The sequence below is a fragment of the Paenibacillus sp. J31R34 genome (genome assembly GCF_059383715.1).
In genome coordinates this window covers 22,902-36,065 of the sequence record NZ_JBXENU010000018.1, presented here as the reverse complement: position 1 = coordinate 36,065, position 13,164 = coordinate 22,902, and the positions used below count along the sequence as shown (strand labels likewise).

At 46.9% G+C, this 13,164-nt stretch carries 9 protein-coding genes and 1 other annotated feature; all 9 genes read right to left on the bottom strand.

What is annotated here, in order from left to right; all coding sequences use genetic code 11:
* Window positions 1–9 precede the first annotated feature (9 nt).
* The 9 genes from fusA to rplJ all read right to left on the bottom strand — a co-directional run bounded on the left by fusA (window position 10) and on the right by rplJ (window position 12,943).
* Window positions 10–2,085 (bottom strand): elongation factor G, encoded by a 2,076-nt coding sequence (gene fusA, locus AC50YG_RS30285; RefSeq protein ID WP_473755037.1) that lies wholly within the window; start codon window positions 2,083–2,085, stop codon window positions 10–12.
* Between the two features lie 56 nt (window positions 2,086–2,141).
* The gene (gene rpsG, locus AC50YG_RS30280) at window positions 2,142–2,612 is read right to left on the bottom strand and encodes a 30S ribosomal protein S7 (RefSeq protein WP_046234219.1); all 471 of its coding nucleotides are present in this window, start codon (window positions 2,610–2,612) and stop codon (window positions 2,142–2,144) included.
* Between the two features lie 51 nt (window positions 2,613–2,663).
* Window positions 2,664–3,083: a 30S ribosomal protein S12 gene (rpsL, locus tag AC50YG_RS30275; RefSeq protein WP_473755036.1), complete on the bottom strand. Its 420-nt coding sequence runs from the start codon at window positions 3,081–3,083 to the stop codon at window positions 2,664–2,666.
* A gap of 157 nt (window positions 3,084–3,240) precedes the next feature.
* Window positions 3,241–3,471 carry a ribosomal L7Ae/L30e/S12e/Gadd45 family protein gene (locus AC50YG_RS30270; RefSeq protein ID WP_341279788.1) on the bottom strand — a complete coding sequence of 77 codons (231 nt, stop codon included), beginning with the start codon at window positions 3,469–3,471 and terminating at the stop codon, window positions 3,241–3,243.
* Between the two features lie 218 nt (window positions 3,472–3,689).
* Window positions 3,690–7,319, bottom strand: coding sequence for a DNA-directed RNA polymerase subunit beta' (rpoC, locus tag AC50YG_RS30265; protein WP_341279789.1), 3,630 nt, complete (start codon window positions 7,317–7,319; stop codon window positions 3,690–3,692).
* Window positions 7,320–7,409: 90 nt separating this feature from the next.
* Window positions 7,410–10,976, bottom strand: coding sequence for a DNA-directed RNA polymerase subunit beta (gene rpoB, locus AC50YG_RS30260; protein WP_473755035.1), 3,567 nt, complete (start codon window positions 10,974–10,976; stop codon window positions 7,410–7,412).
* Window positions 10,977–11,286: 310 nt separating this feature from the next.
* On the bottom strand, window positions 11,287–11,883 hold the full coding sequence (locus AC50YG_RS30255; protein ID WP_338553296.1) for a class I SAM-dependent methyltransferase: 597 nt from the start codon (window positions 11,881–11,883) through the stop codon (window positions 11,287–11,289).
* Window positions 11,884–11,999: 116 nt separating this feature from the next.
* Entirely contained in the window at window positions 12,000–12,359 is a 360-nt protein-coding gene (gene rplL, locus AC50YG_RS30250) for a 50S ribosomal protein L7/L12 (RefSeq protein WP_046234213.1), read from the bottom strand.
* An 80-nt stretch (window positions 12,360–12,439) separates the two neighbouring features.
* Complete coding sequence (rplJ, locus tag AC50YG_RS30245; protein ID WP_341279791.1) at window positions 12,440–12,943, bottom strand: 50S ribosomal protein L10; 504 nt, start codon at window positions 12,941–12,943, stop codon at window positions 12,440–12,442.
* Between the two features lie 60 nt (window positions 12,944–13,003).
* Window positions 13,004–13,156, bottom strand: a sequence feature (ribosomal protein L10 leader region).
* Window positions 13,157–13,164: the final 8 nt, after the last annotated feature.

Genomic DNA, 13,164 nt, shown 5'->3' with positions numbered 1-13,164 from the left:
AGGCAAAAATTATTCGCCTTTGTGTTTAGCAATAATCTCTTCAGAAATCGATTTAGGAACTTCTTCATAGTGAGAAAGCTCCATCGAGAATACGCCGCGTCCTTGTGTACCGGAACGAAGTGTTGTGGAATAACCGAACATCTCGGAGAGAGGCACCTTAGCACGGATAATTTGCGCACCTGCGCGAGTATCCATACCTTCAATACGACCACGACGGGAGTTCAACATACCCATAACATCGCCCATGTACTCTTCAGGAACAGTAACTTCAACTTTCATGATTGGCTCAAGCAGAACTGGCTTACATTTTTCTTTGGCAGCTTTAAGCGCCATCGAACCTGCAATTTTAAACGCCATCTCCGAGGAGTCAACATCATGATAAGATCCGTCGAAAACAATCGCTTTAACATCAACGAGCGGGAAGCCAGCGATAACGCCGTTCTTCATCGACTCTTCGATACCAGCTTGGATTGGAGCGATAAATTCACGAGGAATCGATCCACCCACAACCTTGTTCTCGAACACGAAACCGTCACCCGGCTCTTGTGGAACGAATTCAACCCAGCAATGGCCATATTGACCTTTACCACCGGATTGACGAACGAATTTACCTTCGACTTTTGCAGCTTGACGGAACGTCTCACGATAAGCAACTTGAGGCTTACCAACGTTTGTCTCAACCTTAAATTCACGAAGCATACGGTCAACTAGAATCTCAAGGTGAAGCTCACCCATACCAGAGATAATTGTTTGGTTTGTTTCTTCATCCGTATGCGCACGGAAAGTAGGATCTTCTTCCGCAAGCTTGGAAATCGCGATACCTAGTTTGTCTTGGTCAGCTTTCGTTTTTGGTTCGATAGCTACCGAGATAACTGGATCAGGGAAATTCATAGATTCAAGAATAATCGGGTTTTTCTCATCGCAAAGCGTATCGCCTGTAATGGTATCTTTCAAACCAACTGCAGCAGCGATATCTCCAGAGTAAACCTCGGAAATTTCTTGACGGCTGTTCGCATGCATTTGCAGAATCCGACCAATACGCTCACGTTTGTTCTTTGTACCATTCAGAACATACGAACCGGATTTTAGGACGCCGGAGTACACACGGAAGAACGTCAATTTACCAACATAAGGGTCCGTCATGATTTTGAATGCCAGAGCCGAGAACGGTTCTGAATCTGAAGATTGACGTATTTCCTCAGTACCGTCATCAAGAGTACCTTTGATAGCTGGTACATCAAGTGGCGATGGAAGGTAGTCAACAACAGCATCCAACATCATTTGAACGCCTTTATTGCGGTACGAGGAGCCAACGATAACTGGGAAGATTTTAACTTCACAAACGCCTTTACGAAGCGCCGCTTTAATTTCTGGAATTGTAATTTCTTCGCCTTCCAGATATTTCATCGTCAAATCTTCGTCCAGCTCGGCAACTTTCTCGATCAATTCCGTACGGAGTTCTTCGACTTGGTCGGCATACTCAGCAGGAATTTCGATTTTCTCAGGGTCTTTTCCGAGATCATCTTTGTATTTGTATGCTACGCGTTCAACGATATCGATAACGCCGACAAAATCACTCTCAGCGCCAATCGGAATTTGAATCGCAACAGCATTTGCTTGTAGACGTAAACGCATATCCTTGATAACATTCAAGAAATCCGCGCCGATAATGTCCATTTTGTTGATATAAGCAATCCGTGGAACACCGTAACGGTCAGCTTGACGCCATACGGTTTCGGACTGAGGCTCAACGCCTTCTTTTGCACTGAAAACGCCAACTGCCCCGTCCAATACGCGGAGGGAACGTTCAACTTCTACTGTGAAGTCAACGTGTCCCGGGGTATCGATGATATTGATGCGGTGACCATCCCATTGAGCAGTCGTCGCGGCAGACGTAATCGTAATACCGCGCTCTTGCTCTTGTTCCATCCAGTCCATCGTAGCGGCGCCTTCATGCACCTCTCCGATTTTGTGAGTCCGGCCTGTGTAGAACAAGATACGCTCAGTTGTAGTAGTTTTACCCGCATCGATATGCGCCATAATCCCGATATTCCGTGTATTTTTCAAGGAGAACTCTCTAGCCATGAACTGGTCTCCTCTCATTAAATGAGATTATTTGTTGATTCAGCGTTAGCCGAATCCTACCAACGGTAGTGAGCAAACGCTCTATTTGCTTCTGCCATTTTGTGTGTATCTTCGCGCTTCTTAACGGATGCGCCAGTGTTATTGGAAGCATCAGTAATTTCAGCAGCCAAACGCTCTACCATCGTTTTCTCACCGCGGTTACGTGAGTAGTTCACGAGCCAACGGAGACCAAGCGATGTACGGCGCTCAGGTTTAACTTCGATCGGCACTTGATAGTTGGCACCGCCGACACGGCGTGCTTTAACCTCAAGTACTGGCATGATATTTTTCAAAGCTGCTTCGAACACTTCCATCGGATCTTTACCCGTGCGTTCTTGGATCAGTTTGAAGGCATCGTACAACAGCGTTTGTGCTGTTCCGCGTTTACCGTCGATCATAATGCGGTTGATGAGTCTCGTTACCAGTTTGCTATTGTAAACCGGATCCGGAAGCACATCACGTTTTGTTACAGGACCTTTGCGTGGCATGAGAAAGTCCCCCTTTCCTGAATGATAATTTCATTAGTGGTAAAGCCATTATTATTTCTTAACTTTAGGACGTTTAGCACCGTATTTCGAACGAGATTGGTTACGGTTGTTAACTCCCGCTGTATCCAAAGCGCCGCGAACGATATGGTAACGTACACCTGGAAGGTCTTTTACCCGTCCGCCACGGATCAATACTACACTGTGCTCTTGCAGGTTATGTCCGATACCCGGAATGTAAGCTGTAACCTCTACGCGGTTAGTCAAACGTACACGCGCGTATTTACGAAGTGCAGAGTTCGGTTTTTTCGGAGTCATTGTACCTACACGAGTGCACACACCGCGTTTTTGCGGAGCACTGATGTTTGTAGCTTCACGTTTCAAGGCGTTGAAACCTTTTTGCAAAGCTGGCGATTTCGATTTTACGACTTTAGCTTGGCGTCCTTTACGGACTAGCTGGTTAATTGTTGGCATGTTGCCACCCCCTTCCGTTATTCATGTCATTTAATATGGTAGACATTACACCTAATTTTAAAGCCCACAGATCCAGGTGGTTCATAAAAGAACAAATAAAAATTCTTACCAGTCCATCATCAGGTTGAAGTTGCACCAGCAAAAATGCTTTTTTCCTTTATTCATCATCGGTTACGAGCGCTGCCATAGCAGCTCCGACATCAATTCCGCAGGTTTTCCCAAGGTCTTGCATCGTTTCTACCCATTTGACCGGGATACTCGACCGCTCACACAAATGAAGTACCTTCTCTTTCATTCGTGGATCTGCATCTTGAGCAATGTAGACTTCGATTGCTTTATCTTGCTCAAGCATCTTCGTCGTCTGTTTCGCGCCAACTTTAAACTGCATGGAATCACCTATCCTTTAGCGGTAGAAGATCACACAATTAGGCACACTTCGATATAGTATCACCTGTACACCTAGAGTGTCAAGTGGCTTTATCAGAAAAGCCGCAAATGTTAGTCATTACCTCTTCTGAAAAGCTGCTAGAATCTCGATATACGCATACGCAGGCAGCTTCCCCTCACTTGCAAGGGGAGGCCGCTGCAGCATGCATGCTTCAAGTTTTAGTCAACGGTAACTGCTTCTGACTCCAGTTCGCCTTGGTTTACAACAGTTTCCTGCTCATCCTCAAGACCTACCAGACGGATATTGCGATAACGCGGCATACCCGTACCAGCCGGAATCAACTTACCGATAATAACATTTTCCTTCAGACCAAGCAACTGATCGACCTTGCCTTTAATAGCAGCGTCAGTCAAGACGCGAGTCGTTTCTTGGAAAGAAGCTGCCGACAAGAACGAATCCGTCTCAAGAGACGCTTTCGTAATACCGAGCAATACAGGTTTCGCTACTGCTGGCTCTTTATCAGCAAAGATTGCTTCGCGGTTGGCAGACTCATATTCATGAATGTCTACGAATGCGCCTGGCAGAAGCTTCGTTTCTCCCGCATCAACGATACGGATTTTGCGGAGCATTTGCTTAACCATGACTTCAATATGCTTGTCATTGATTTCTACCCCTTGGTTCCGGTAGACGCGCTGTACTTCCTGCAAAATATAGTTTTGAACACCACGGATACCTTTAATCCGAAGCATATCTTTAGGGTCAATTGAACCATCTGTCAGCTCGTCGCCGGCTTCAAGATGCTGACCTTTTACAACACGGATACGCGAACCGTAAGTGATCGCATAAGTTTTGGATTCCGCTTCACCTTGAACTTCGATTTCACGGCGATCCTTCGCTTCACGAATTTCTTTGACCACACCATCAAGCTCGGTGATAATCGCTTGACCTTTCGGATTACGCGCCTCGAAAAGCTCCTGGATACGCGGCAAACCTTGCGTAATATCGTCTCCGGCAACACCGCCGGTATGGAATGTACGCATCGTGAGCTGTGTTCCTGGCTCACCGATGGATTGAGCAGCAATGATACCGACTGCTTCACCGATCTCAACATGCTTGCCTGTTGCCAGGTTGCGGCCATAACAAGTTTTACATACGCCATGACGAGCGCGGCAGCTGAGTACGGAACGGATTTGCAGTTTTTCAATACCTGCATCAATAATCGCATCGGCTCTGTTGGAATCAATCAGATCGTTGCGGCTTACGATAACTTCGCCAGTCTTCGGATGACGAACGGTCTCGAAAGCGTAGCGGCCTTCAATACGGTCGTAAAGATCCTCAATAACCTCTTTACCGTCTTGAATTTTGCTGACTGAGAAGCCTTTGTCGGTTCCGCAATCTTCTTCACGAACGATAACATCCTGTGCAACGTCAACGAGCCTACGAGTCAGGTAACCGGAGTCAGCTGTACGAAGAGCTGTATCCGCGAGACCTTTCCGCGCTCCATGCGTCGAGATGAAGTACTCGAGTACTGTCAGACCTTCGCGGAAGTTCGATTTGATTGGCAACTCGATAATCCGGCCCGATGGATTGGCCATCAGTCCACGCATACCGCCCAGTTGGGTGATTTGCGATTTATTACCCCGTGCTTTCGAGTCAACCATGAGCATAATATTGTTGTAACGATCCATGGACTTCATCAAGATTTCCGTCAGCTCGTCTTTACATTTGCTCCAAATGCTAATAATCCGGTCATAACGCTCCTCGTTCGTAATCAGACCACGACGGTACTGATTCATAACGATAGCAACCTGATCATCTGACTTCTTAAGAAGCTCTGTTTTCTCCGGCGGCACGATAACGTCCGATACGGCGATCGTAATACCTGCACGCGTGGAGTAAGTGAAGCCAAGCTGCTTGATACGGTCAAGGATGACAGCCGTCAGCGTCGTATGGTAGTTTCTGAAGCACTCAGCAATAATATTACCGAGATAATCTTTACCAACACCGCCTGCTATCGGCAATTCATCAATGATTTTTTTCAAATCACTGCCTTTTTCGTATACAAAATATTTATCCGGCGTTCCGTTCAACAGGTTCGTTTTCGTAGCCTCGTTGATATAAGGGAAATCCTCCGGGAAAATTTCGTTGAAAATAACTTTACCAACCGTCGTTGACATCAACGACTGCTGTTGTTTTTCGGTGAACACTGTCTTTTTCAAAACTTTCACCGGAATAAAGACACGTGCATGCAGCGAAACAATACCGCGTTGGTACGCCGATACCGCTTCATTCACCGTTGCAAACACCGAACCCGTACCAAGCGCTTCCTTGTTGTCCATCGTCAGATAGTAACTGCCGAGAACCATATCCTGGGAAGGCGTAACGACTGGCTTGCCGTCTTTAGGGTTCAAAATGTTACCCGATGCAAGCATAAGCAAGCGAGCTTCCGCTTGTGCTTCTGCAGACAAAGGAACGTGAACGGCCATTTGGTCACCGTCGAAATCCGCGTTATAAGCGGTACATACGAGCGGGTGAAGCTTGATGGCGCGACCTTCAACCAAAATCGGCTCAAATGCTTGGATACCGAGTCTGTGAAGGGTCGGGGCACGGTTAAGCAGAACCGGGTGCTCCTTAATTACTTCTTCAAGAACATCCCATACTTCAGGGCTTACGCGCTCAACTTTGCGCTTCGCGCTCTTAATATTGTGCGCAAGTCCTTTGTTGACGAGTTCCTTCATAACGAATGGCTTAAACAGCTCAAGCGCCATTTCCTTCGGAAGTCCGCATTGGAACATCTTCAGGTTAGGTCCTACTACGATAACGGAACGGCCAGAGTAATCGACACGTTTACCGAGCAAGTTTTGACGGAAACGTCCTTGCTTACCTTTCAGCATATGGCTGAGCGATTTGAGCGGACGGTTACCCGGTCCAGTCACTGGACGACCACGACGGCCGTTATCAATCAGCGCATCAACTGCTTCTTGAAGCATACGTTTCTCATTTTGCACGATAATGTCAGGAGCACCCAGATCAAGCAGACGCTTCAGACGGTTGTTACGGTTGATTACACGACGGTACAGGTCATTAAGGTCAGACGTCGCAAAACGTCCGCCATCCAGTTGAACCATCGGGCGAAGCTCAGGAGGGATAACTGGAAGCACATCGAGAATCATCCATTCCGGCTCATTGCCGGAGTTGCGGAATGCTTCAATGACTTCAAGACGCTTGATCGCACGGTTACGGCGTTGGCCCTGAGCCGTACGAAGCTCTTCTTTAAGCTGTTCAAGCTCTTTCTCCACTTCAATGTCCTGCAGCAGTTTTTTGACTGCCTCAGCACCCATTCCAGCGTGGAAGCCGTAGCCATATTTCTCACGGTAGCTGCGGTATTCCTTTTCGGACAGCAGCTGTTTTTTCTCCAGCGGCGTATCACCAGGATCGGTTACAACATAAGATGCAAAGTATATGATTTCCTCAAGCGAACGAGGCGACATATCCAGTGCCAAGCCCATGCGGCTAGGAATCCCTTTGAAATACCAGATATGAGATACAGGAGCTGCAAGCTCAATATGTCCCATACGCTCACGGCGAACTTTCGCACGTGTTACTTCAACGCCACAGCGATCACAGACGACGCCTTTATAGCGAACGCGCTTGTACTTGCCGCAGTGACACTCCCAGTCTTTGGTAGGACCAAAAATTTTCTCGCAGAAGAGGCCTTCCTTCTCCGGTTTTAACGTCCTATAGTTGATCGTTTCCGGCTTTTTAACTTCTCCGCGGGACCAGGAACGAATTTTCTCAGGCGAGGCAAGCCCAATTTTCATATACTCGAAGTTGTTCACGTCCAACAAGGAGCAACCCTCCTTCGTCATGTATGGCTATTTCATGCATACTAGCGGCTGCGTATTCGCTAGTAGCGTACACGCAGCTCGGCTAGGTTTTTATTCAAGAGCGCTTGCTTCAGCGCCTTCTAGATTAAGGTTCAGCTTATCTCCTGCTGCGTCATCATCGTCATCCGACTCTCTTAGCTCGATCTCTTCTTCATTTTCGGTCAGGATTTTAACATCCATACCCAAACTTTGAAGCTCTTTGATCAATACTTTGAATGACTCTGGTACGCCCGGCTCTGGTACGTTCTCGCCCTTGACAATCGACTCATACGTCTTCACACGACCAACAACATCATCGGATTTGACGGTAAGAATTTCTTGCAAGGTGTAAGCAGCACCATAGGCTTCAAGCGCCCATACTTCCATCTCACCGAAACGCTGTCCGCCGAATTGAGCTTTACCACCCAATGGCTGTTGCGTAACAAGCGAGTAAGGACCTGTGGAACGAGCATGGATTTTATCATCAACCATGTGCGCAAGTTTGATCATGTACATGACACCAACGGTAACTTCACGTTCAAAGTTTTCACCTGTACGGCCATCATAAAGTACAGTCTTACCATTACGCTGCATGCCTGCTTCTTCCATTGCATCAAAAACGTCATTCTCCCGCGCGCCGTCAAATACCGGCGTCGCAGCATGCAAGCCAAGACGTTTACAAGCCAGACCCAAGTGAACTTCAAGCGCTTGGCCGATGTTCATACGGGAAGGTACGCCCAGTGGGTTGAGAACAACTTCTACTGGTGTGCCATCCGGCAGGAAAGGCATATCTTCTTCCGGCATAATGCGGGCAATAACCCCTTTATTACCGTGACGTCCGGCCATTTTATCACCCTCGGAAATTTTCCGTTTTTGAGCGATATAAGCACGAACGAGTTGATTTACACCAGGAGGCAGCTCATCGCCGTTCTCGCGGGTAAATACTTTTACGTCCACAACGATTCCATCGGTACCATGCGGTACGCGAAGCGAAGTATCCCTTACTTCACGAGCTTTTTCACCGAAAATCGCATGAAGAAGACGCTCTTCAGCTGTCAGTTCCGTTACACCTTTAGGTGTTACTTTACCAACAAGAATATCGCCTGCACTAATTTCTGCGCCGACACGGATAATACCGCGCTCGTCGAGATTTTTCAGTGCTTCTTCACCGACATTCGGAATGTCGCGTGTAATTTCTTCTGGTCCAAGCTTCGTATCACGGGCTTCCGACTCATATTCCTCAATGTGAATCGAGGTATAAACGTCTTCTTTAACAAGCTTTTCACTAAGAAGAATTGCATCCTCATAGTTGTAGCCTTCCCATGTCATAAAGGCAACGACCACGTTGCGGCCCAGTGCCAATTCACCTTGCTCAGTCGACGGGCCATCAGCGAGAATATCGCCTTTTTGGATAACATCGCCTTTGTGAACAAGAGGACGCTGGTTAATACATGTTCCTTGGTTGGAACGCGTAAACTTGTGAAGCTTATGTTTAACGAGATCGCCAGTTACCGACTTGCCGTCAATTTGCTCCACACGGCGCAGCCAAATTTCATTGGCAGATACACGTTCAATAATTCCATCGAATTTGGAGACAATACATACACCGGAGTCTTTAGCCGACTTATGCTCCATACCCGTACCGACAAGCGGCGCTTTCGGGATCAAGAGAGGTACAGCTTGCCGCTGCATGTTGGAACCCATAAGCGCACGGTTGGAGTCATCGTTCTCCAGGAACGGAATAAGCGCCGTCGCAACCGATACAACCTGCTTAGGAGATACGTCCATGTAGTCAACGCGCTCGCTTGGCATCGTAAGAATGTTATCCGCTTGTTTATTATAACGAACGATAACACTGCTATCTTCGAACTTGCCTTCTGCAGTCAGCTTCGCATTCGCTTGCGCGATTACATAGTTGTCTTCCTCATCGGCAGTCAAATAAGCAATTTGTTCCGTTACAATTCCTGTCTTCGCATCTACCCAACGATAAGGAGCTTCAATGAAGCCATATTCGTTAATGCGGGCAAAAGATGACAAGGAGTTGATCAGACCGATATTCGGTCCCTCTGGCGTCTCGATCGGACACATCCGCCCATAGTGGGAGTGATGGACGTCACGGACTTCAAAGCCCGCGCGCTCACGCGTCAAACCGCCGGGTCCGAGTGCAGACAGACGACGTTTGTGCGTCAGTTCAGCAAGCGGATTCGTTTGGTCCATAAACTGCGAGAGCTGTGAGGATCCGAAGAACTCTTTAATCGAAGCAATAACGGGACGAATGTTAATCAAAGCCTGCGGCGTAATCGCGTTCGCATCCTGGATCGACATCCGTTCACGCACTACTCTTTCCATACGGGACAGACCGATACGGAATTGGTTTTGCAGAAGCTCCCCTACGGAACGCAGACGACGGTTACCCAAGTGGTCAATGTCATCCGTGCTTCCTACACCTTGAAGTAGGTTAAGGAAATAGTTAATGGAAGCAATAATATCTGCCGGCGTGACATGCTTCACTGCTTTATCAATAATCCCGTTTGCAATAACCTTAATGACTTTAGTTTCATCAAGTGGCGAGAATACGCTGATTGCTTGCAGTGGAATACTATCTGCATCAAGTACGCCATTGGCAACATGATACGTTTTGAAGCCGACATTTGTTTCAAGCTTCTCCAAAATGTCATCCAACAAACGGCGGTCAATCATCTGACCTGCTTCAGCAATGATTTCACCCGTCGATGGATCGACAAGCGTTTCAGCTAAGCGTTGATTGAACAGACGGTTTTTGATATGAAGCTTTTTATTAATCTTGTAACGTCCTACATTCGCTAGATCATAGCGTTTCGGATCAAAGAAGCGTGCTACGAGCAAGCTCTTCGCGTTATCAAGCGTAGGCGGCTCACCTGGACGAAGGCGCTCATAAATTTCAATCAGCGCTTTCTCGGTGGAATCCGTGTTGTCTTTATCAAGCGTATTGCGAATATACTCGTCATGGCCGAGCAATTCCAAAATTTCCGCGTCAGTGCCGAAGCCTAACGAACGCAAAAGTACCGTAACCGGAATTTTCCGAGTGCGGTCGATACGAACGTAGACAATATCTTTAGCATCCGTTTCCAGCTCTAACCAAGCTCCACGATTCGGGATAACGGTCGCTGTGTAGTTTTTCTTCCCGTTTTTATCAACCTTCGTGCTGAAGTACACACTTGGGGAGCGCACCAATTGGCTGACAATAACCCGTTCCGCTCCGTTAATGATAAACGTGCCGGTCTCGGTCATCAGCGGGAAGTCACCCATGAAAACTTCCTGTTCCTTCACTTCGCCAGTCTCTTTATTAAAGAGCCGAACTTTCACGCGTAGTGGAGCAGCATACGTCACATCGCGTTCTTTTGATTCATCGACCGAATATTTCGGTTCGCCCAAGCTGTAGTCGATAAACTCAAGCGATAGATTGCCCGTAAAGTCCTGAATCGGCGAAATATCTTGGAATAATTCAATCAAATCCGTTTCCAAGAATTTTTCGTACGATTTTTGTTGGATTTCAATCAGGTTCGGGACTTCCAGCACCTCGTTGATTCGGGCATAACTTCTCCGCGTGCGCCGACCATACTGAACAAGTTGTCCTGCCAACTTAACCTCACCCCTCATGTCTGTCTCACAGCAACGAAACGTACTGCGTAACTGCTTACTTATTCAAATAAAGAAAAGCCCTTATCGAATAGTTCGAAAAAAGAGCATGTTCCACGAGCCAACCATACGCAGCGCAAGCGTATAGATTCCATATCAAGTAATTTTGCCCAAAATGTAAACATTATACGTCAACTACGCATTTTATATGCATTTTGCGCTAAAAATTCGCACTTGACATTTTAGTTGACTAAAGAGATTTAGCCCAATTTAATGCTGACATTTTATAATCTTACCACATATAGAAAGTCAAGTCAAGAAATCAAATGACTCATTTAACAGCTTTGTAAATTCGATAGCCCTTATCTTTCGTCACTTCGATTACTTCACTGAACAACGACTCAAGCTTCGCTTCCGCTGATGCGGCGCCCTGCTTTTTCTGAATGACGATCCACATCGTTCCGCCAGGAGCCAGCAGCTCATAGCCTTCTTCAAAAATACGATGTACAATCTCTTTCCCGGCCCGTATAGGCGGGTTAGTGACGATCATATCAAATACGGACTGCCGAACCGCTTCATACACGTCGCTTTGATAAACCGTTATATTCTTTATGCCGTTGTTGTGCGCATTTTCTTTGGATAGCGCTACCGCTCTTTCATTCACATCAATCATTGTTACATGACTTTCCGGAGCAAGCCGTGCAATGGTAAGACCGATCGGTCCGTATCCGCACCCAACATCCAATACGCTGCGTTCGCCCTTCAGCTCCAGTGCATTCAGCAGCACACGCGTGCCGTAATCGACGCCTGTTTTCGAAAAAACGCCAGCATCCGTCATAAATTTCAAAGCTATACCGCGCAGCTGTTCTTCATGAATGCGACGGTCATTTTTCACGCCGGGGCTTGGCGAATAGTAATGGTCTGACATGCGAATCCCCCTGACCTGATAAAGTCGAACCTTTATATATGCATCGATTTAAACATAGAACGAACCCCTTGAAACGTAGCGTTTCAAGGGGCCCGCTATCTTCTAAAGAAGAGATATTACTTAACTTCTACAGCTGCGCCAGCTTCTTCAAGCTTAGCTTTAACTGCTTCTGCTTCTTCTTTAGCAACGTTTTCTTTGATTGCTTTAGGAGCGCTATCAACCAGATCTTTCGCTTCTTTCAGGCCAAGACCTGTGATTTCGCGAACGACTTTGATAACGTTGATTTTGGAAGCACCAGCGTTGTTAAGGATAACAGTGAATTCAGTTTGCTCAGCTTCAACAGCTGCGCCGCCGCCTACAGCAGCTACAGGAGCAGCAGCAGTAACGCCGAATTCTTCTTCGATTGCTTTAACAAGATCGTTCAGTTCAAGAACGGTCATAACTTTAATGGCTTCCAAGATTTGATCTTTAGACATGGTTATACCTCCAGAAGTGGTTTTAGTTTTTTTAGGCTGCAAGTTTAAACGAGCAGCAGATTTGATACGTGTGAAAAATATTAAGCTTGAGCTTCTTTTTGCTCGCCAACTGCTTTAACCGCAAGTGCGAAGTTGCGCACTGGGGCTTGCAATACGCTGAGGAGCATGGAGAGCAATCCATCGCGGGACGGAAGTTCCGCCAGCGCTTTGATTTGATCCATATCAACAATTTTACCTTCAACAACGCCGCCTTTAAGTTTCAAAGCCTCGTTCTTTTTAGCAAAATCATTAAGGATTTTTGCTGGAGCAACTGCATCTTCATTACCGAAAGCAATAGCTGTCGGACCAGTAAGAATGCTATTCAACTCAGCAAGACCTGCTGCTTCAGTAGCACGGCGAACTAGCGAGTTTTTCAGAACTTGAAACTCGATGCCAGCCTCACGCAGTTGTTTGCGAAGTTCTGTAACTTGCGCAACGTTCAATCCGCGATAATCGGCAACGACTGCGCTGGAGCTATCACGAAGCTTTGCTGTAATAACTTCAACCGCTTGTTGTTTCTCTTGGATGATATTTGCGTTTGCCAAACTGTACACCTCCTGTATTATTTGTACATTCCGTTATTTGACGAGTCAGATCTCTTGCCGCGATGCATGAGAAAAGCCTCCGCTATAAGTAGCGAAGGCCATGATGGTTCGTTAGTACGGCCCAAGGCCGCACACAAACGCTTTATCATAACACCTCGGTAGGAAATTAAGCCTTTCGGCACCTACTGTCTACGGTATGCGTGTTCGAATTTAGTTCCGTT